This window comes from Psychrobium sp. 1_MG-2023, assembly GCF_030689115.1.
GTDB lineage: Bacteria > Pseudomonadota > Gammaproteobacteria > Enterobacterales > Psychrobiaceae > Psychrobium.
In genome coordinates this window covers 1-19109 of sequence record NZ_JAUYVJ010000002.1, presented here as the reverse complement: position 1 = coordinate 19109, position 19109 = coordinate 1, and the positions used below count along the sequence as shown (strand labels likewise).

21 protein-coding genes, 2 pseudogenes and 1 riboswitch are annotated in these 19109 nt (G+C 40.7%); of the genes and pseudogenes, 13 read left to right on the top strand and 10 right to left on the bottom strand.

Going from position 1 to position 19109, the window contains the following annotated elements:
* Positions 1-125 precede the first annotated feature (125 nt).
* Positions 126-515 (top strand): hypothetical protein, encoded by a 390-nt coding sequence (locus Q8W26_RS01175; RefSeq protein ID WP_101213126.1) that lies wholly within the window; start codon positions 126-128, stop codon positions 513-515.
* A gap of 51 nt (positions 516-566) precedes the next feature.
* On the opposite strand, the gene Q8W26_RS01170 is transcribed toward Q8W26_RS01175, so the two are convergent.
* The 3 genes and pseudogenes from Q8W26_RS01170 to Q8W26_RS01160 all read right to left on the bottom strand — a co-directional run bounded on the left by Q8W26_RS01170 (position 567) and on the right by Q8W26_RS01160 (position 2466).
* Positions 567-1910: a leucine-rich repeat-containing protein kinase family protein gene (locus Q8W26_RS01170; protein WP_305471948.1), complete on the bottom strand. Its 1344-nt coding sequence runs from the start codon at positions 1908-1910 to the stop codon at positions 567-569.
* Positions 1911-2019: 109 nt separating this feature from the next.
* A pseudogene (locus tag Q8W26_RS01165) lies at positions 2020-2160 on the bottom strand (GMC oxidoreductase); the annotation flags it as partial.
* Between the two features lie 156 nt (positions 2161-2316).
* Positions 2317-2466 carry a GMC family oxidoreductase N-terminal domain-containing protein gene (locus tag Q8W26_RS01160; RefSeq protein ID WP_305471946.1) on the bottom strand — a complete coding sequence of 50 codons (150 nt, stop codon included), beginning with the start codon at positions 2464-2466 and terminating at the stop codon, positions 2317-2319.
* A gap of 131 nt (positions 2467-2597) precedes the next feature.
* Here Q8W26_RS01160 and Q8W26_RS01155 point away from each other — a divergent pair, with 131 nt between their 5' ends.
* Positions 2598-3149: a sugar O-acetyltransferase gene (locus Q8W26_RS01155; protein WP_101213128.1), complete on the top strand. Its 552-nt coding sequence runs from the start codon at positions 2598-2600 to the stop codon at positions 3147-3149.
* Positions 3150-3214: 65 nt separating this feature from the next.
* Here Q8W26_RS01155 and Q8W26_RS01150 read toward each other — a convergent pair whose 3' ends face one another.
* On the bottom strand, positions 3215-3607 hold the full coding sequence (locus Q8W26_RS01150) for a rhodanese-like domain-containing protein (RefSeq protein WP_305471943.1): 393 nt from the start codon (positions 3605-3607) through the stop codon (positions 3215-3217).
* Positions 3608-3770: 163 nt separating this feature from the next.
* Here Q8W26_RS01150 and Q8W26_RS01145 point away from each other — a divergent pair, with 163 nt between their 5' ends.
* Positions 3771-4640 carry a LysR family transcriptional regulator gene (locus Q8W26_RS01145; RefSeq protein ID WP_101213130.1) on the top strand — a complete coding sequence of 290 codons (870 nt, stop codon included), beginning with the start codon at positions 3771-3773 and terminating at the stop codon, positions 4638-4640.
* A 17-nt stretch (positions 4641-4657) separates the two neighbouring features.
* Here Q8W26_RS01145 and thpR read toward each other — a convergent pair whose 3' ends face one another.
* Both thpR and Q8W26_RS01135 read right to left on the bottom strand, forming a co-directional pair.
* Positions 4658-5188, bottom strand: a complete 531-nt coding sequence (gene thpR, locus Q8W26_RS01140) for an RNA 2',3'-cyclic phosphodiesterase (protein ID WP_101213131.1) — start codon at positions 5186-5188, stop codon at positions 4658-4660.
* 22 nt (positions 5189-5210) lie between these two features.
* Positions 5211-6110, bottom strand: a complete 900-nt coding sequence (locus Q8W26_RS01135) for a LysR family transcriptional regulator (RefSeq protein ID WP_305471940.1) — start codon at positions 6108-6110, stop codon at positions 5211-5213.
* A gap of 127 nt (positions 6111-6237) precedes the next feature.
* Between Q8W26_RS01135 and Q8W26_RS01130 the strand changes: the two genes are divergently transcribed.
* Entirely contained in the window at positions 6238-6705 is a 468-nt protein-coding gene (locus Q8W26_RS01130; protein WP_305471938.1) for an OsmC family protein, read from the top strand.
* 35 nt (positions 6706-6740) lie between these two features.
* Here Q8W26_RS01130 and Q8W26_RS01125 read toward each other — a convergent pair whose 3' ends face one another.
* Positions 6741-7220 (bottom strand): aminoacyl-tRNA deacylase, encoded by a 480-nt coding sequence (locus tag Q8W26_RS01125; protein ID WP_101213135.1) that lies wholly within the window; start codon positions 7218-7220, stop codon positions 6741-6743.
* Between the two features lie 227 nt (positions 7221-7447).
* A riboswitch (cyclic di-GMP riboswitch) is annotated at positions 7448-7532 on the top strand.
* 92 nt (positions 7533-7624) lie between these two features.
* On the opposite strand from Q8W26_RS01125, the gene Q8W26_RS01120 reads away from it, so the two are divergent.
* The 4 genes from Q8W26_RS01120 (at position 7625) to Q8W26_RS01105 (ending at position 12129) form a co-directional block, all read left to right on the top strand.
* Positions 7625-10393, top strand: a complete 2769-nt coding sequence (locus tag Q8W26_RS01120; protein WP_305471935.1) for a hypothetical protein — start codon at positions 7625-7627, stop codon at positions 10391-10393.
* Between the two features lie 206 nt (positions 10394-10599).
* Positions 10600-10995, top strand: a complete 396-nt coding sequence (locus Q8W26_RS01115; protein ID WP_101213137.1) for a hypothetical protein — start codon at positions 10600-10602, stop codon at positions 10993-10995.
* 118 nt (positions 10996-11113) lie between these two features.
* On the top strand, positions 11114-11617 hold the full coding sequence (locus tag Q8W26_RS01110) for a YdcF family protein (protein ID WP_101213138.1): 504 nt from the start codon (positions 11114-11116) through the stop codon (positions 11615-11617).
* 272 nt (positions 11618-11889) lie between these two features.
* Positions 11890-12129, top strand: a complete 240-nt coding sequence (locus Q8W26_RS01105) for a hypothetical protein (protein ID WP_101213139.1) — start codon at positions 11890-11892, stop codon at positions 12127-12129.
* Positions 12130-12203: 74 nt separating this feature from the next.
* On the opposite strand, the gene Q8W26_RS01100 is transcribed toward Q8W26_RS01105, so the two are convergent.
* Complete coding sequence (locus Q8W26_RS01100; protein ID WP_305471932.1) at positions 12204-12374, bottom strand: hypothetical protein; 171 nt, start codon at positions 12372-12374, stop codon at positions 12204-12206.
* Positions 12375-12695: 321 nt separating this feature from the next.
* Here Q8W26_RS01100 and Q8W26_RS01095 point away from each other — a divergent pair, with 321 nt between their 5' ends.
* The 3 genes from Q8W26_RS01095 (at position 12696) to Q8W26_RS01085 (ending at position 16543) form a co-directional block, all read left to right on the top strand.
* Positions 12696-14651 carry a methyl-accepting chemotaxis protein gene (locus Q8W26_RS01095; RefSeq protein WP_101213140.1) on the top strand — a complete coding sequence of 652 codons (1956 nt, stop codon included), beginning with the start codon at positions 12696-12698 and terminating at the stop codon, positions 14649-14651.
* 758 nt (positions 14652-15409) lie between these two features.
* Positions 15410-15898 carry a hypothetical protein gene (locus tag Q8W26_RS01090; RefSeq protein ID WP_153071459.1) on the top strand — a complete coding sequence of 163 codons (489 nt, stop codon included), beginning with the start codon at positions 15410-15412 and terminating at the stop codon, positions 15896-15898.
* Positions 15899-16009: 111 nt separating this feature from the next.
* A complete protein-coding gene (locus Q8W26_RS01085; RefSeq protein ID WP_101213143.1) occupies positions 16010-16543 on the top strand; it encodes a hypothetical protein in 534 nt (177 codons plus the stop codon).
* 274 nt (positions 16544-16817) lie between these two features.
* On the opposite strand, the gene Q8W26_RS01080 is transcribed toward Q8W26_RS01085, so the two are convergent.
* Positions 16818-17003, bottom strand: coding sequence for a hypothetical protein (locus tag Q8W26_RS01080; RefSeq protein ID WP_101213144.1), 186 nt, complete (start codon positions 17001-17003; stop codon positions 16818-16820).
* Positions 17004-17464: 461 nt separating this feature from the next.
* Here Q8W26_RS01080 and Q8W26_RS01075 point away from each other — a divergent pair, with 461 nt between their 5' ends.
* Positions 17465-17608 carry a hypothetical protein gene (locus Q8W26_RS01075; RefSeq protein WP_305471928.1) on the top strand — a complete coding sequence of 48 codons (144 nt, stop codon included), beginning with the start codon at positions 17465-17467 and terminating at the stop codon, positions 17606-17608.
* Positions 17589-18086: a type II toxin-antitoxin system YafO family toxin gene (locus tag Q8W26_RS01070; RefSeq protein ID WP_101213146.1), complete on the top strand. Its 498-nt coding sequence runs from the start codon at positions 17589-17591 to the stop codon at positions 18084-18086. The genes Q8W26_RS01075 and Q8W26_RS01070 overlap by 20 nt, the downstream gene beginning before the upstream one ends.
* Before the next feature lie 8 nt (positions 18087-18094).
* Here the strand turns inward: Q8W26_RS01070 and Q8W26_RS17875 are convergent.
* Positions 18095-18271 (bottom strand): annotated as a pseudogene (locus tag Q8W26_RS17875) (tyrosine-type recombinase/integrase); the annotation flags it as partial.
* Positions 18272-19109 lie beyond the last annotated feature (838 nt).

The window sequence follows — 19109 nt, the reverse complement described above, 5'->3', positions numbered from 1 at the left end:
ATGTTTTGAACTCATGAATTAGTCGCATGGTTTGTCGCTCTAAAGTGCTATTTTGCTTTGGAATATTATTTTAATCACTGAGTGACTGTGCTAAATTATTTTTCTTTAAAATCAACGAAAAAATTATGAAAGCATTCTTGAAAGTAGTAATAGCGTTAATGTTATTGGTTGTGGGCTATAGTGTGAAGGCGAATGTCACTCCAAACGTTAATGGGTTATGGCATGATGTTAAAGCGAATGATAACTTTGCCAAAGGTACATTAATTATTGCACAAGATGGGCAACGAATCATTGTGACACATTACTTGGAATTTAAAGGGGTGCCTATGGTTGAGTATGGTCATGGTTCTCGCGAAGGCAATACGATAACGTATGATGTTATAGTCACCCAACCAATCCCCGGCTGGGTAACAAAAGGGCGTCATGTACTGGTGCTAAGTGATGATGGTAAACGTCTGGTGGGCCAATATCACTCCACTGAGGGTAGCGGTCCGCTTGCCTTTATCAAACAGTAAAAAATTACCGGCTTGTCTATTATGATGAGCCATCGAAACAAGCGAGTGTGATTAACTCGCTTGTTCTACCAACGTATCAATGTCACTGATCAATTGGCTTACCTGCTGAAAGTTTGGTCTTGCTGAACCGTCCATATCTAAGCACTGATTGCTGATTGCTCTAAGTGCTAGAGCTACGCTACTGTCTTTTTGTTGTGTGACGCCTAACAAATCATCGATTAAATATCCTAATGCACGAACTTCAACCTTTTCCATTAAACGTTGCTGCGTCGGTGATAATACCGTTAAATTAGTGGCTGCACCGAAATCGCCAAACAACATATCAAACTCACCATTAATCATCGTATTATGAGCGTAAATATCACCATGGCTGATTTTGTGCTGGTGCAAGTGTGCTAGGCTATTGGCCATCTGACTTGCAATTAACTGAATTGCTTGTGGTGTAAGTGTCGCGTCAGCGCCGAAAGTGTCGCGTGTGCAAGTTTGCAAAGAGGGTGGGTTACCTAAGTTTTTATATTCACTTGGGATAAGCTCCATCACTAGACCTATTTGACTCGGTTGATTGATTTGAGCAACGACTTTAATGAGGTTTGGGTGTGCTTTCGCTTGTAAACAATTAGCAAGTTCATCGCTAGGGTAGCCATCACTAGTCACCGCTCCTTTGAATATTTTTACTGCTATATTTTTATCTTCGCTTGGCAAAGTTGCAGGTTGATTTAACCAAGTACCCTGATAAATAACACCCGACGCCCCTTGTCCCAATACATTACCTAGTCTAATATCAGCGGAATCGACTGTGTGCATCTCATTAATGATTGCTGATTCATTACTCTGCTTAGGTAATTCATTACCACAACAAGCTAACCAAGCGAGCTTTGGAAGCTGAAACAACCAATCAGGTAGTTGTGTTAACTTATTAGCAGAAAGGCGCACTAATTCAAGAGATTGGCAGTTAGCCATGGAGTCAGGGAGTTTTGTAATTTTATTTCCTGCCAGTGCAAGTTTTTTCAACTGCGTTAATTGACCAAATGAATGAGGCAATTGCTCAATATTATTATCAGTTAGAATTAACCAACGAGTACTTGGCGGTAATGCGTTTTCGGCAAAGGTGGTGATTTGATTAGACTTGATGCCAATCATTTCTAATCTTGGGCAATCTGCCAACACGGTTGGGACATGATCAAATTGATTATTTGAGATAAAAACAATTTTCAACTGTTGCAACTGGCCAAAATTAGCAGGCAATTGCGTGAGCTTATTGTTACTTAGATCTAGAATTTCTAAACTATCTGCCAGCTGAAATATTTCTTGTGGGAATTCGGTTAACAGCTCCACTAATTGAAGTCGTGTCGCTCCCTTGAGCTCGCCAGCGCGAAGTTGTTGTAATGTTTGCAAAGCAAGAATCCCAGCTAATAATAATGGCGGTAATAATAAAGTTATCCTTTATATGCAGCAACCGTTTTATCGTATTTATTATGAGAACAAGCTCAAAAGCATTTTACTATTACTGAAATTTTTCTTTTATCCAATCACTGCCTCGTTTAGCTACAATCATCGTTGGTGCATTCGTATTGCCACCGTTCAAACTAGTAAAAATTGAAGCGTCAACGACTCTGAATCCCTCGATACCATGAACTTGTAATTGAGGATTGTCTACTGACTACTGCATGTTCATCAGTACCCATCTTACCGGTGTCGACAGGATGATAGATTAAATCAGAGTATGCTCGAAAGCGAGCAATGAGCTGTTCATCACTTAATTTGGCACCGTTATCGATGGCTTATTTTTGCTAATGACAGCTCAGGCAGGAATGTGAATTGCCGGACTCTTATCGTCAGAACCTGTTTCGATTAATAGCACCTCATAATGCGTGACTTCACTTAAACGAGTAGCAAGTACTGAGCCCGCTGAACTCCCGTCAACAATGATAAAGTCATACTGTGTCTTCATTTTCTTATTCATTTTTTAGCACTGGAAACCGACATGGGCTAGCACTCAATTGATTGCAGTTTATCTGTTGTCGGACTAAAATTGCTAGCGACAACCTGACTCCTTTACTAATCTTTGAGAAACTCCTGACGATGACCGAAAAAAACTATTTTGATAGCTTAAACAAAGCTTTCGTGACGACACGTAAGCAATCTCATGAGGTCTGCCGGACATTTACTCGTAGCCCTAGTAAGGGGAACTTGAAGCGTTTAAAAGGGCTCTTTAAGTCTTGTGGTGAACAAGTGATGATCGAAGCCGGCTTCCATTGTGATTATGGTTCACAACTTAGTGTTGGTGAAAGAAGTTTTATCAATATCCATTGTACAGTCCTCGACTCGCCACTGGATGCTTGCCCAATTATGATTGGGCGAGATTGTTTAATTGGGCCTAACGTCCAGTTTCTAGCCGTATCACATGCCGTTGAACCTCAATTGAGATTAGAAAAAGGAAACTACTGCGCGCCAATTGTCGTGGGTCATAATGTGTGGATAGGAGCAGGGGTGATTATTCTTGCCGGCGTGACCGTTGGTGATAACGCCGTAATTGGCGCTGGTAGTGTCGTGACAAAAGATGTGGCGGCAGAGACGATTGTCGCGGGCAATCCAGCAACATTAATCAAAAAAATTGATATGAAGCTCGATTGACCAATAGTCGAAGTTTAATTTTCGTGAATCATAACTTGATCCTGAGTGACTCTGCAATGGAGTCATCATTGCTGAATCGCTACATTACGACGATTAACCGGATAGCGCTCTAAGTCTTCCCAATAATGAATACCGCCAATCATTTCTTTGGCACGATACCCTAAGTCAGATAATCTCAGTGCTGCTTTTGTGGCTCCGTTGCAACCTGGCCCCCAACAATAGACCACAAACTTAGTGTCATAAGCGTAGTTAGCTAATGTTTCAGCGTTAATTTCTGACGTCGGTAAGTTCTTTGCCGTAATCGCATGGCTTTTTTGAAAGGCCTCTGTCGATCGCACATCCAATAGAACGTAATCACAACGCTTTTTCATGATGTCGGTATAGACATCAGCACAGTCTGTTTCAAAGGCAAGTTTAGCGCTAAAAAAGTCGCTAGCAGTTAAGGTCTGTTTCATCATGTTCTCTAATTGTTTCGTGAATGAGTGATTACATTAACTCAGGCCATTGACGGTGCCTATTCGTGAAAAATGAACGTATAGTTCACTAAAAATGAATGGCTAATGATTACTGTGATGATATGGTGTCATCTGTAATTCATTGTATGACTTGTCGGGGAATGTCTTGGAGTTTTATCACTTACGCTCATTTGTTGCGGTGGCGCAAACAAAAAACTTAACCAAAGCCGCACAGCGGTTATATACCACCCCACCAGCAATCAGTGCTCATATTAAAGCGTTAGAGGATGAGCTAGCGACACAATTGTTTATTCGCAGCAGTAAGGGAATGGAGCTCACAGACAAAGGGCAAGTGCTATTGACGCAAGCGCAGCGTACCTTAGATAGTGCTGTTGATTTAGTTAATTTGGCTGCGATCAATCAACATGAAATTATAGGCACACTTTCAATCTCAATAAATGCTCCAGCGCAGCAGCTTGCATTAGATGGTTTAGCTAAAAAGCTGCATGATGACTTTCCGGGAATTACATTAGATATTACCGCCCATTCTACCGGTCAAGCGATTGGCTTACTTAACGATGGCCATCTTGATGGTGCTTTTATTTATGGCGACCTGCCAAGCGAGTGTGCGTCAATTAAGGTGAAAGATCAGAGCTTGGTGGTTATTGCACCATCAGATGTTGAATTAACAAACGAATTGGCATTGCCTTGGCTACAGCAACAACGTTGGGTCACAATGGGGGGCTACTGCCCGTTTGATAGTATATTGCGACAACGCTTAGGGCAGCCAGTTAATACTTCCCTTAGTACTGATGATGAATCAACTCGTTTATCATTAGTGCAGCAAGGGTTAGGTTTTAGCCTACTAGAAAAAGAGCTTGCTAAGCGTGCGGTCAATGCACGGCAAATTATTATTATACCGGCGTTTGAAGTGAGCATACCGCTGCAATTTATTGTGCAAAAAACTCGCGCTAATGAACCTGTTATTCAGGCTCTGATGCAAACTGTCGAAGTTGCGTTACTACAATCAGATTAACTCCTCTCAGGTTACTATTAGGTTAAATCATTGAGTAGCGGCCACTTATTAAGAACTCGGTAGCTGACACCATGGCCTTCACTCACTGATTCGTAAAGTAAAAGCTCAACAGCCGTCATGACTAATTCACATAAATTTGTTTTTAGTTCGGGTTTACAGTGTGCCTTACGCAACAGCGTAATGTGTGGGTTAAAATCATAGTGAGGAGCAGGTAGTCCAAGTTGAGCCCCTATCTCATATAATTGCTTAGTGACTCTTTGCAGATTTGGTGCAACCTTACCACTTGTCAGACATAATATGCGTTGTTTTGGCCATAGCTCAAGATGATTAAAGCAGACGTGAAAGGCTGGCCACTGTGTACTATTTATTGCGCTAATTAACAGACTTTGTTTTGATTGCTCAACAGGGCCAATAAAGTAAAGAGTCATATGGAGGTTTTGCTGTGGCAAAGGGCGACCGAAACCGTCACACTGGCGTTGTAACTGAGTAAGTTGCTCAAGTTGTGGTGATGCGGGTTTAATCGCAAAAAATAACTTTCGATAGATCATGCGCTGTCCATTTCGTCATCTATTACGTCATTTGTTTGGTCAGCCAATTGGCGAATAGACGAAAATTTGAGTTTTCCCATGCGCAAGAAGGAGCCACAAGGTAATAGCTAAACGGTGTTGTCATTGCAAATTTATCAAGAGAGATAAGCTGCCCCTGATTAACGTCATCAATGACTAAGTGGTGCCAGCCTAATGCAATACCGAGTTGCTTTTTAGCTGCGGTTATTGCCAGTGCCACATGGCTAAAGCTCATTTTGTTTAATTGTGACGGTCGTTCAATACTGTAATGATTGAGCCAGTCATGCCATGAAATACCACCCGGCTCATCTTCAATCCCCGCTTTATAAAATAATAGCTGATGATGTTGTATCAGAGATGATAAATCTTGTGTTTGATGGTCATCAATCAATGCTGGATGGTATATTGGGTAAACTGTTTCATTGGCTAACCATAGTGCTTTTAATCCGAAGTAATCCCCTGAGCCAAAATGAATATGTCCATCGAATTGCTCAGTATTAAAATCGGCTAATCGATCAAGAGCAACAATGTCGAGTTCAATCGTCGGGTACTTTACACTGAAGCTCGCCAGACGGGGAATCAGCCATTGTTGTGCTAGGGATGGGATAACCGCAATCACTAGTTTGTCCTTTTGACTTGAAAACTGGCTTTGGCTAATCCCGTGTTGAATTTGACTCATGCCACTGTTGGCATGTTGTTGTAGTGTTTTTCCTGCTGCCGTTAGCTGAACACCTTGAGGCTTACGATGAAATAATTGAACACCTAACTGAGATTCTAATTGTTTCATTTGATGACTTACAGCACTAGGAGTGATGTGAAGCAGCTTTCCTGCTTGAGTGAAGCTTAAGGTCTGACTAACCACAGTAAATGTGTGTATTGCTGTGAGTGATATATTTTTATTCATTGGCTGTTATTGAGTAGTGATATGAATTTTTCTCAAGGCCTAATGAATTATTATCGCTTTTCATTGATGTATAACGCAAGTAATAATGAGCACCCAACTAAATAATGACAAGCAATGAGGCAGTAATATGGCGGAGTATCGCGCAAGTATTTTATGGCAACGAGCGAGTGATGAGCAATATACCGACCGTAAATATAGTCGCGCTCACCAATGGCAGTTTGATGGCGGAGCCACTATTGAAGCATCGTCTTCACCGCATATTGTGCCACTTCCTTATTCCTCGGCTGAAGGCGTTGACCCTGAGGAGGCGTTTATTGCCTCTCTTTCAAGTTGCCATATGTTATTTTTCCTCGACTTTGCAGCCAAGGCTGGCTGGGTTGTTGATAGCTACACTGATCATGCTATTGGTGTCATGGACAAAGATCATATGGGAATGATGAGTATGAGTGAAGTCACTTTACGACCTAAGGTTGTGTTTTCAACTGCTAAGGAACCTTGTGTTGAACAGCTTGAGCAATTACATCATCAGGCACACCAGCACTGTTTTATTGCCAATTCTGTTAAAACAGAGGTAACAACCGACATGGTGTTGTAGCCTCAGCGCAGCTGTTAAAAGCTTACTCTAATGTCTTAGTGTAAGCTTGCTGCACTAAAGCGCAGGTGCTTTATGTTTCCCATTAACTTTTGGAACTGCGGCTTATCCAAATGAATTAATGTTTGATGATCACCAGACTCAAGGTAAACATCGTTTAATTCTAATAACACATCATCAACAATGGCGTTCATATTGTAAGCTTGGGATGCCGCTGGAATTGCCCCTGTGGCACAATCGGTAAACATTGCGCCTAATTCTTTTTCATGCACTAATTGCAAGGTTGCATCAAGCTGTTGACCCAAGCTACGTAAGCATATTTTTCTATTGGCAGGTAAAATTGCCATGACATAGCGGCCTTGATGATCTTCGAGAATGACTGCTTTGGCAATATATTCTGGCGGAATATACGAAGCAATGGCACTGCCGATTGAGCTTTGTGTCGGGATGTGTTCGACAGTTGAATAGTTTATGTGTTGGTTGGCTAAGTAATCTCCAAGGCGGGCTGCAATACTCATGAGTACCTCCTCTACATGGAAAATTAAAACTAGGCTCTCTTTATTATAGGCATGATTATGACTCATCGATAGGTCGTAAAGATAAAAATTATTACTAAAAAAATCTATATATCTAGCTCGTTGAATTACAAGTTTTTATTGTTTTATGACGGCTTTAAAGATAAAAAAAAGTGATCTTGCTCAATGAGAAAAATTGCGTAATTGTTAATGTTGGTTATGATTTTAGACACTGACAAAGGCAAACCATTCGAAAGTTTGGGACGCAAAGCCACCGGTCTACTGATATACGTCGACGATAGCGGGGCTACTCAAGTACAGTTATTGCCTATAACTATACTTTTAGGCGTTGTCTTCCTCGGTTTTGATATTTTTGTATGATTAAATTATTCATGAGGGTTATACACATGTTAAGAAAACGCCTTTTAGCTCACTCCTTATCTTCTTCTCGTACACGACTTGCTGCTGCTATTTCTCTAGCCATTTTAATGGCTGGTTGTGGCTCTAGCAACGACTCGGATGAAAAGCCTATTGTTGAAGAGCCCCTTAAACCAGTTTTTCAGTCCTTCAGTGGTAAGGCCGCTGATGGTTATTTAGTGGGGGCTTTGGTGTGTTTAGATTTAAATAATGATTCAATTTGTGGCAGTGATGAGCCTAATGCCTTAACAACTGATGGTGGTAATTACACATTTAGTGACCTTGATGAGACTATTGACCTATCTCAAGTTCGCTTATTGGTTAAAGTCATTGCAGGTCAAACTATCGATGAAGATAATCCCGGGGAAACTGTTAGCCAAAGTTATGATATGTCTTCACCACCGGGACAAATTGACTTTGTTAGCCCGATCACCACATTGATTGATAATCAAATGCAGTCAAACCAAGAGCAAACCCAAGAGGAAGCGGAAGAGGTTGTGGCGCAGTTGATCGGTATCGAAAGTGATGATGACCTTGATCTTACGGCTGATTATGTTGAAGCCTCCGCAGCTGAAGGCGAACGCGGTGAGAAAAATCGCCGTCTTCACCATGTGGCACAAGCGATTGCAGGGGCGATTGCGGTGGTGACGGAAGACCTAAAGAATCAATTGGACGCGTTAGATGACGGTAAGTTAAAAGATGCAAAGGCGGCGATTATTAATACGGTTCTTACTGGGCTCACCGATATCACAACGGCAATCGATCAAGCTAATGCTAATAACGAGCAAGTTAAAATTAAAGATATTATCAACGATCTGAAAGACACTATCGAGATTGCAGAAGACGAATTGGAAGATGCAATCGAGCAAGCGAAAGAAGAGCGCGAAGCAAGAAAAACTAACATCGAAATATTGTTAACGCAACAAGGTGGCTTATTTTTCCTCGAGCAAGATAAAGACTATGCCTTTGATGAGAGCGATGGTAGTTGTACGGTAGAAACCAGCCTTAGTTACGGTAACTTCCAAGTGACCGACGCGATTGGGCAATTTAGTTTTCAGTTTTATAACCCAGACACTGGACTATTCGAAGAAATCAGTGATGATGAAGACAATGATGGCATCTCATTTTACACACTCGGACAGTCTGGTTGGACATTACAACAAGAAGATCAGCTCGCTAGCGTTAGCTTTAGCGATGACGGTTTAGCGTTAACGATGACTATGCCCCGTGACGGCAAGGAGCGTATTACTGCACGTGAGTTTGATATTGTTGGTAAGTCATCGGCAAGTGTTACACGAGATAATAACTATTGGCGTAAAGCTCTGGGCAATGATTTTTCATTTAATGATGAAGCTAAAGCGTATTTCATTAAAGGCGAACAATTAGAAAACTACTTCATTTTACCAATTTGGCAAGGTTGTAACGATGAAGCATCTGAGACTGCTGTGGCAAACTGTAATCGGGTACGATTTGGTGAACAACAATCTGAAGCAACCACCTTTGAAGAGTTAATTACGCTGCAAGCACCCAATGATGAGAATATGCTTGCCAAAGCATTTCACTTACATGCGGCCTTCGAACATCATTTGATGGCTGCACTGTTTAAGTACACTGAAAATGACCAAGAAATGCATGTGGTTAAATACTTCTTAAAAGAATATGACATGGGCAGTGATGGTCAAATGAGTGAAAAAGTGGAGTTAGTACATGTTGGTCAATGGCAACAACAAGAGATAAATGGCGAGCAGGTTATTTCTCTTGGTTTGCCACATTGGCTAAATGATGACGATATGGATGACGATGAACGTAGTCAAACACCATTTTTAGCGATCCAAGACGGTGCTGTGCGCCAAGGCATTATGCTACGCCAAGGCATTACAGAGCATAAATCAGTGGTCATCAACCAACAAGCCATGACACAGATTTTGACTGAATTCGACCCACAAAATTTAGGTAATAAACTCGCACCCAAAGCGTGTGACTTTGACGATGACATTACACCGCCAGAACAAGGTGATGCGCCTGTCTTAGTACCAGATAGTGCAAACACTTTAGCTTTAGCTGACAACAGCTATGTTGTGACTGGCAAAAAAGAGTTAATGTTAGTGTCTTTTGATGCCGATGGTGAAGTTGTCGTGAAATCTAATCATCGTGATGATGATCATGATGGCCCGGCAACTGGGGCTACATCCAATGGTATGGTCAATCCGACTTCGGGTACGGAACCAATGGATGATGTGGATGTTGGTTCTTGGGTTATCAATGCCGATGGGCAGTTATTATTAGATTTTGACTCACATTGGGTGTTGTTAAAAGTCGAACAAGGGCTGTTTAGTGAGCAAATTAAATTGGTTGAGCAACATGAAGAGGCCGATACGGTGGTCTTTGATTTAATATCACCACTGTCACCTGATCGGATTGTCGCAGGTGAAACTATCTCTCTAATGCAACATGATAATTGTTCGTTAACACTGCACTTAAATCCGTCGGATGATGACCAAGGCACAGGGTTTATTGATGCGAGCCAATGTTCAGATATTAAAGAGAACATGGGCGATCAATTTGAAGTGATGTGGTCACTGGGCGATGAAGGCGAAGTAGTACTTCAACCATTGGATGCAGCTGGAGAGCCATTAGAGCAAGCCATTCATTTGTTTACTGTGACTATAGATGACAAGGCACATGTCTTAATGACCTTTAGTGAAGACGATGACGATGAAGGTCACTTTGAGTTATGGAAGCTCATTGTCGCTAATTAAAACGAGCTTTAGCCAATCTGCATAAAAAGCTAGGCATTGCGCCTAGTTTTTTATGCCTGCCCTTGGGCAAACTTAAAACGCTTTAATACCAATTCCATTAGTGAAGTGATCAATTTATTAGTGGAATTGGTATTAAAGTTGATAAACATTAAAACTAGCGCTACGTTTGCTAAGGAGGCCTATAAAAGCAATTAGGTGAATGAGCAATGGCAAATATTACAGACCGTGCAATTCTAAAGCTTATCTATACGATGTATTACCCAAGTTTTATTGCCTTTGAACAAGACAATACCGCGCGACAGAATAAAAATTATGTCGCGATAGACTGCCAAAAATTGGCAGAAAAACTGTCGGTAGACCCTGAAATTATCTTTGGCCGTCTATATTATCACTTGGATAAAAAGTATGGTTATATCCAACCAGATGGCGCGCGGGTGAGTTTGTTTTTGATCCGTTTAGGTGGCGATCGTCACGTGATTCATTTCCCACTACTCTCAGCTGCACTTGCCGAAGAGGAGCAATCATTTGTCCGCTTTACTATCCCCATTGTGTTATCTATTGCAGCGTTATGCTTATCCATACTTGCGCTGGTTCTGAGGTAAGTGATGAAACTGACAAAGATTATTTAATAGTTGTGACTTTCAAACGTTTTAGTGAACAGTTGGCAATGGGTTCATGCTTAGATAATATGCACACCAACAAACCATTAAGGAAAAACGTATGAGTTGTGCCATTGTTGTATTAGGCTCACCCAATGACGCCAAGGGAAATTTATTACCTATCGCGGTCGCAAGGTGCCAGCAAGCATGGGTTGAATATAAGAAGCGTGAAGGTAGTAAAGTTCTATGCACCGGTGGCTTTGGTCCGCATTTTAATACTACTGACACCTCACATGCGCAGTATATACAAGATTATTTAATTAAACAGGGGATACCAAGCACTGCATTCGTTGAGCTAGCGCCAAGTAGCTTCACCCTAGAAGATGCAACACTCGCCAAACCTATAATCAAACAGCAAGCCATTAGCAAGATTGTGCTGGTAACATCGGACTTCCATATGAAACGAGCCGCACTGGTGTTCAACGCTGTTTTCCCTGATATGGAGTTTGAGTATGCTTCAGCTGCTACACCAGTGGCTAGTGGTGAGTATGCGCGCTTGCTAGCACATGAAGCAAAGGCGATTGAGCGGGAACGAGAAAAATTAAATATACCCACTTCCAGTTAACATTGTCATTGTCATTGTCCTTGGTATTGTTGAAGCTTTTGTAGCGATAATATTTGGTTATTCTAACCAAAAAAAACAAGCGCCATTACAGAAACCCCTTTTTTACATGCCTAATATCATGATTATGCATTCCCTAACGAGTGTCGTATTATTGCTTTCCGCCGTAGTATTGCACCTTTAAACAAGCTGTCATTTTATCAATGCGAGGGTCAGATTACTGCCTGTCTTCTATACTTAATCGAATATTCTAGTATTGATTAAGGAGTCACCTTATGGAAAACGCAGTGACGAGTATCCGCGAAGAAAGCATCATTGAAGTCCCTATCGTTAAAGATGACGATAGTGAAATGACTATCGTATTTAAGAAAAAGAAAAGGAAGAAAAAGGAGAAGGTAAAAGTAACATGCCAAGCATGTACCACTATCACGACCCAGGGCGGCTTTACAGAGCAGCATTGTATTCCAATCGCTTGCAAATTATTCGATAAAATAGCCTCTGGCACCGTAAAATAAGATTTATCCATGCTTAAAGCCCTTTTAACCGAGAGGCTGCAGGGACTTCCTGTTAAACCTTACTTATTTAGCAACTACTTTCTCTGTATGTCATCAGGGGAGATTGCTTCTGAGTCCGTATGATGGTGAAAGTGTGGCTCAAAGACAATAAACAAAATAATAAATAATGACCCCAAGGCCGCTAAGTTTAAGATGATAAAAACAGGTAATGGTAGATTGTTAAACGCGAAATAGAATTCAGACATAACGACTCTCCTTGTTATTTGTCATAATAAAAGCATAGTTCAAATACTTATAAGCGCACAGGTTAAGTGCAACTCTTTGTAAATTTAAAGAGATTGTGCTCTTGATAACTGGCAATGACCCAAATAGAGTTGGTCTTAACCTGCAAAGTAAAAGTGTTTGAAAGGAGCCTATGAGGTGGTAAATGAGCCTGTAAATAGTTCGCTTCGGAAAAATGCTAAATTGGCCAAATAAAATCCTTTCTTCTTCTATACTTTACTAATCTGTCTACAAATAACACGCCAGCCTGGTTACCAACTCGCAATGTGCCTAAAGGATTATTTATGTTCTATAACTTGAAGCTCAATACTCAACTTTATACCTCGTATGGCTTAATACTCTTATTGCTCATGGTGATCTCTATAACATCTTATGTCGGGTTTAATAAAACCTATGATGATTTTGTGCAATATCGTGGTCTAGCACGTGACACTAACTTAGCTGGAAGGGTTCAGGCGAATGTGTTATCGATGCGGCTATCGGTGCTCAATTTTATTAATACGCAATCGGATGAATCGGTTAAACAATATAATGAGCGCTTAGCATTACTCACTAAGCTGCTAGAGGTTGCAGTCAAAGAAATTCAAGATCCAGAGCGTGCGGCATTAGTTAAACGAGTTGTTAAAGAGGTTGATGAATATAAGCAGGGTTTTGAAGAGGTGCAGCTACTATTTGCACAACGTGATCGGTTAGTCAAAGAGAAACTCGACCCCAGCGGTTTGGCCATGAGAGAGGCTTTATCTCGCCTGATTCTAGAGGCGAATAAGCATTATGAATATGAAACAGTCTTTGTTGCTGGCCAGTTACAAGAACATTTATTACTTGCGAGGCTATATGTTACTAAGTTTCTCGTAAAAAACCTTACTCAGCACGCAAACTTTGCTAATGATGAGCTTAGCAATAAAATGCCAACGTTTTTAAAACAGCTCAGTAATATTGACCATGATAGCGCTACCCAAGCGCTGCTTGGTAACGTGGTCCGTAATCATCGAGAATATGTTAAAGCGTTTAACAAAGTCACCTCTGTAATTAATCAACGTAATGAGTATATTACGAACTCATTGAATACGATTGGCCCTATGATCGCCAATGATATTGAAAAAGTTAAACTGTCGGTAAAAAAAGAACAAGATATTGTTGGTCCGAAAGTGCAGCAAGATACACAGGCGAGTTTGGGTATCATTATTGTCACCTCATTGATTGCGATTGGTGTTGGTTCACTCATTATGGTTGTTGTTCCACGATTAATTAGAAAACCTATAGGCGGTGAGCCAAAAGAAATTGAAGCACTGGTTAATACGATTGCTAATGGCGATCTGACTAATACCCCTCAGCCAAGCCCTAATGGCACAGGTGTTTATCACTCAACACTTGTTATGGCTGCCAATCTCAAAAAGATAATCTCGGGCATTAATCAAGCGTCGACTCAAATTATTGAGTCGTCAGAGCATCTAGGTTGCTCGTCTCAAAAAGTTGAAAGCTCTTCACAATCGCAAATTGTTCAACTAGAGCAAGTAGCCACGGCGATGAATCAAATGACAGCAACTGTCGCTGAAGTAGCCCAAAATGCTGTTCATGCGTCAACATCGTCAACTGATGCGAGCAAAACGTCGGAGCAAGGCTTACTTGTTGTGAGTGAAATGAATACGGAAATGACTCAATTAGTGCAGGATATCAGCCAAGTGAATGATGCAATTACCAATGTTCAAACAGAGTCGAGTAATGTCGGTGGGATATTGGATGTTATCCGAGGTATCGCGGATCAAACCAATCTTCTGGCATTAAATGCAGCCATTGAAGCGGCAAGGGCGGGAGAACACGGGCGCGGCTTTGCCGTGGTTGCAGATGAGGTTCGAACGTTAGCGACTAAAACACAGCAAAGCACCAATGAAATTCAGACCATGATTGAAGAGTTACAAAAACAAGCAGGGCAGTCAGTGACGTTAATGAATGAGAACTCGAAAAGTGCAGCTACAACACTCACTAAGTCAAATGAAGCTAGAGAAGAATTGAAGGTGATCGAAAGAGAAATTAACTCAATTCAAGATATGAATAATCAAATTGCCACCGCAGCCGAAGAGCAATCGAGTGTTGCTGCGGAAATTAATATGAATGTGGTCAATGTCAATACCTCGGTCAACAGTACGATGGAAGATGTACGAGAGAATGTTGCTATTGCAGCCTCCCTTAAGCATGTAGCAAATGAGCTGGCAGACGCTGTTCGAATGTTTAAAGTATAGCGATTGCCTTGGCTCACTCTAGTTGTGTGGGTCAGCAGCGGCAAAGAAAGCATGAGGTTTTCTTGATGGAGGGTGATGATGTCATGGACATGTCAACACTGTAACACAGTTATCGACGATGAATCGTTCGATATCTGCTGGAATTGTAGTTGTGTAAAAGGGCGTGACAAGCCTCTTGCTAGTGCAAGTTGTGGCCCTCCTCATTGTCTAAGATGTCAGACGAACTTAACCTTTATCGGCACTAAAAATTTTCACCAAGGCGCTCGCTGGGGTATATTAGGTGATCTAGGTGAAGCTTTTGTGAACAAGCAAGAACTTGATATGTTTGCCTGCAAAAGTTGCGGCAAAGTGGAGTTTTTTATCGCTGGTTTTATAAAAAGTAAACAGTAACCTAACTGGGAGGGCATATTCTTTATTTCTTTCTTCTGATTATCCATTCCTCGATGACAATAATTGAACACACTTTATCCTCAGAAAGGCCAAATTATTTAGCCTGAAAACCCTCCCCGATAGCATGTCTGCATTTGTATTTTAAGGTGGCTAGGCAATATAGTATTGATAAATAGCTAGTTGGTTGAAGTGAGTGGTTGTGCCAAGAAAGTTAAGTTATAGCGAGTGTATCGCCAAGCCCAAGCATATTTGGTATGAAATAATTATTTGATAGTTAGAGGGTTTTATGTAGTATTGCTGTTTTTCACAAAGTCATCGCTTTTGCAGATAAATACCTAGATGGCTTTATAAAAGGAAGTTAAGCTATCTTGAAATCAATACTCCCAATACTAGTAACCTCTTTGTTGTTCGGCTGTAGCAACTTGCCTAAGTATCAAGCACCAAGCAATCTTGATGATGCTCAAATTTCGTTGTATTCGAAACTCGAACTCGGTGGCCATTTAGCATTTAGTGTCTTTAGTGAAGCTAATTGTAAAAAGCCAACCATGATTATTGATGGGCAAGCAACGGCAGCAGGACCCCAACAAGCCGTCAAAGACGTCAACCTTGCTTCAGGAGCGAAAGTCACGATGATGGTTGCTGATATTAATAGGTTTTATTATTGTGCAGCTCCTTTTAGCTTTACCCCACAAAGTAACGAAAAATACGATGTGTTTTACCAAAGAGACAGTCAAGGCTGTTCATTGACCCTGAGAAAACAAACGGATAACGGGTTAGTTACCGAAAAATCGTTTAAACCGCTAACTTACAAAAAACCGTTTGTGACCCAAGGACCGTATTGTGAAAAAGATGGCTAGCCTTATCACTTATTTTTATCGGATAATTTGGATGCACCCTGTTATTAAAGGGTTAGCTATACCATTCTTGGGGCAAGATTTAAGTAAATATTTAACGCTGGTGGATAGCAAATGAAAAAGTTAATCATTTTATGGTCGCTGATGTATATATCTGGTTGTGCTACACAACAGATATACTCAAAACAATACGTACCAACGCTTAATAATGGTAAAGGTAATGTCTTTCTATCGGTTATAGAGACTAAAAAATCTCGGGCTTTTCCGGTGATACACATCAGAAACACCGCAACGGGTGAAGAAGCGGCAGCTAATAGTTTTCCTTTGCAATGGGATGCACCAATAACCCGAATGACCAATCAAAAAACGACAGATTTTGACAATGAAACTGGAACATTGATCTTATTGAAACTTCAAGCAGGAAAGTATGAAGCGTTTAAATGGTCGATATTTCGGGGCACGGCTCAGTTTGGGGTCACTACTGAATACAAGATACAAAACCCCGTGAGCTTTGAGGTCGTTGCAGATCAAACTACATACGTAGGGAGCTTTTTATTAGATAGTGAAGGCATGCATTTTTCTAGTGATAAATACTCCCGCGATGAACAGTCTTTACGGTCTAAATTCATCAATTTCTCACCGGATTGACATAGTGGGTTTATCAGATGCTAAGCAGTGCCTAGTGAAAGTTGAAAAAAGCCTCGTCACTCATTGAGCGACGGGGCTTTTAAGGTCTGCGGTAACAAACCCGAATGTGGTGGAGGCGGGGGGATTTGAACCGCGTGGAAATTACCAGTAATCAACTAATTAAAATCACACATATGGCACTGTGTATCGACACGGTGTTTTGTGATGTCACCAATGTAGACAATATGTAGACCCTTCCCAAGGTTAACCCCCGTGGGTATTTACAGGTAAGTCATTACATAAACATTAAATCCATAGCTGAGAAGTCAGGTGGCTCGCATTGTGTGGCTTTAACCGTTACACCTTCTTTCGTTTCATGAATTTCGATAACTTCAACAGATATGTTATCAAAAGGTATTATATCCCCAACCTTCGGTATTACTGTTTCTGTCGGGTTATAGTTAATTGTTAAATTGGTCATATGACACTCCATAATTAATAAAGAAACCATTATACCAAAAAAAAACGATGTGAGCGTTAGGTTTGAACTGTAAGTTATTGATATGTATGTTTATTGCGCTTGGTTTTTTTGTTTTATTTCATGCTGGCGACACGTTAAATGAATTTGTAGGTGGTTTAATGTCGACATATCGCCGTCAACTTGTTGAGTGATGTCCTGCTTAATTGATTGATATGGGGCTGTTTTCTTCAGTAGGGGAAGGGGGTTGGGGTACCCCGAAAGGAGGGGGCTGTTTCTGTGCTAGCCACCTTGTATTTTTCACCTGATAAATTACGCTTAAAGTGGTATTGATTTTAATAGGATGGGGACATTAGCCTCAGGATGGGTACATACGACATCAGATGCGTTCAGAAAAGCTTGCTTGGTTTATTGAGCTTGTTATAATAATTCCAATTAATACAGTTTATTTAGTGGGGTTTCACATGGCTCATAAACGAAGAGAAGTTAAATTCCCTTTTACTCAAGAAGAGGCTAAAGGTGTATTTCTGTCCATTGGTGATGCGAGAAAGCGTCGCAATAAAGAAAAGCTCAAAGGAATTAAGCTGAATGGCAAAGGTAACAGTTAGCGTATCGCATAACGAAGATTTAGACCCTATCAGTAAGCCTCATCTATTTATCATTGATGAATTCAAAGAGTACAAACAGCTTAGCCTTTCAGAGAGTACGCGTAATTTCGTAGCCCCGAACGAAGGTATTCAAGCGATAACGCCCTCCGCACACAGTCTTTTTGGTCGAGATAGAGTTTTTGAGCGACCGCCAGAGCTCATTACTGATATACACGCTTTTAATTTGGCGCACGTTCACTTTGATAGCCGTAACGCATGGGATAATGAGACGCCTCAGTGGGAATGCAAAAGTCATGAAAGTATTGTGTATTCAGCGTTTAAGCTCGCTAATTCATCGTATCATTTTGTTATACTGGAAATGCTGCTCGGCGAGGGGTTAGCCAAATTTGATGCGCATAATCATTACAAGTTTGATGACATTGAGCATTACTTGCTTAATGCTAAGTATTATCAAAACACGCTCATGAAAAAACGCTGAGCCACTTGTTAAGTTTGTGTCAACGGATTCAACCAAATCGCATCATCCAAATGTTCAGGCGCAAAGTGTGAATATTTCATCGTATCCACAATAGAAGCGTGACCTAATATACGTTGCAGTACTAAGATATTGCCTCATTTCGTCATAAAGTGGGAGGCGAGCGTATGGCGTAACACGTGGCTCAATTACCCCGTTGATAACTTAATTCTCGATCGTTCCATCGCCATTCCGAATACTGTTAATGGACTGATATTAAAATGGTTTTTTTGTTAGTTGTATTAATCTATATTGCTGTTTGTTAATAAATCACAAATAAGGATTTCTGTGAAATATTCAATTTTACTTTTATTGGTTCTGTCTTTTGGCTCTTACGCCGAGAGTAACAGGGTGTTGGAATTTAAATGGACCTCGAATGAAACGACTGATACAAACGGTAAGTTTACGTCTAGTAATTATTATTCAGAACTAACGTTAGAAAACTGTAACTTTCAAGTTAGGTATAACGTAGATAAAAAGTTTGAAATCAACATTTCAACTAGTAAGTACATTGCGGATGGCTACTCAGTCAAAAAACAGGATAAAGGAAAGTGTTTACTAAAATTGGATAATGGCCAGTTTTTCAACAGTTAGCGGACTTATCTCGCTTAACAAAGAAATATGCTTCAAAGAGATTATTTTCCTTTGTTAATTAGGTGTTAGCTGAAATAAAACACAATAAAATGGGACAGTCATTTATTACTAACTTATGTTGGATGATAACCCCCCATTATTAATGGCGTTAGCTCGTCGAGTTAAGGGCAATTTTTCACGCAGGCACAAGCGAAAACCAATTATAGATTAACGCGTAGTTGCTTGATTTATCGAATCGTTTAAATTACATTGCTGTCTAAAATAAAATCAAAGTCGGGTTTGTTGAGTCGTCGGCTAATACACTTATGTAGACTCTCTCTGTGTCAACACTAAAATACATGATTAATTGCGAACTTATGTACGAGTTCTATGCGTAGCTAACGCGACTCATTG

Bases quoted from the DNA above. Each gene is read 5' to 3' on its own strand.
- Q8W26_RS01175 (WP_101213126.1), top strand. From the start codon at position 126: ATGAAAGCATTCTTGAAAGTAGTAATAGCGTTAATGTTATTGGTTGTG.
- Q8W26_RS01160 (WP_305471946.1), bottom strand. From the start codon at position 2,466: ATGAAGACACAGTATGACTTTATCATTGTTGACGGGAGTTCAGCGGGC.
- Q8W26_RS01155 (WP_101213128.1), top strand. From the start codon at position 2,598: ATGACCGAAAAAAACTATTTTGATAGCTTAAACAAAGCTTTCGTGACG.
- Q8W26_RS01150 (WP_305471943.1), bottom strand. From the start codon at position 3,607: ATGATGAAACAGACCTTAACTGCTAGCGACTTTTTTAGCGCTAAACTT.
- thpR (WP_101213131.1), bottom strand. From the start codon at position 5,188: ATGATCTATCGAAAGTTATTTTTTGCGATTAAACCCGCATCACCACAA.
- Q8W26_RS01135 (WP_305471940.1), bottom strand. From the start codon at position 6,110: ATGAATAAAAATATATCACTCACAGCAATACACACATTTACTGTGGTT.
- Q8W26_RS01130 (WP_305471938.1), top strand. From the start codon at position 6,238: ATGGCGGAGTATCGCGCAAGTATTTTATGGCAACGAGCGAGTGATGAG.
- Q8W26_RS01125 (WP_101213135.1), bottom strand. From the start codon at position 7,220: ATGAGTATTGCAGCCCGCCTTGGAGATTACTTAGCCAACCAACACATA.
- Q8W26_RS01120 (WP_305471935.1), top strand. From the start codon at position 7,625: ATGTTAAGAAAACGCCTTTTAGCTCACTCCTTATCTTCTTCTCGTACA.
- Q8W26_RS01115 (WP_101213137.1), top strand. From the start codon at position 10,600: ATGGCAAATATTACAGACCGTGCAATTCTAAAGCTTATCTATACGATG.
- Q8W26_RS01110 (WP_101213138.1), top strand. From the start codon at position 11,114: ATGAGTTGTGCCATTGTTGTATTAGGCTCACCCAATGACGCCAAGGGA.
- Q8W26_RS01105 (WP_101213139.1), top strand. From the start codon at position 11,890: ATGGAAAACGCAGTGACGAGTATCCGCGAAGAAAGCATCATTGAAGTC.
- Q8W26_RS01100 (WP_305471932.1), bottom strand. From the start codon at position 12,374: ATGTCTGAATTCTATTTCGCGTTTAACAATCTACCATTACCTGTTTTT.
- Q8W26_RS01095 (WP_101213140.1), top strand. From the start codon at position 12,696: ATGTTCTATAACTTGAAGCTCAATACTCAACTTTATACCTCGTATGGC.
- Q8W26_RS01085 (WP_101213143.1), top strand. From the start codon at position 16,010: ATGAAAAAGTTAATCATTTTATGGTCGCTGATGTATATATCTGGTTGT.
- Q8W26_RS01080 (WP_101213144.1), bottom strand. From the start codon at position 17,003: ATGACCAATTTAACAATTAACTATAACCCGACAGAAACAGTAATACCG.
- Q8W26_RS01075 (WP_305471928.1), top strand. From the start codon at position 17,465: ATGGCTCATAAACGAAGAGAAGTTAAATTCCCTTTTACTCAAGAAGAG.
- Q8W26_RS01070 (WP_101213146.1), top strand. From the start codon at position 17,589: ATGGCAAAGGTAACAGTTAGCGTATCGCATAACGAAGATTTAGACCCT.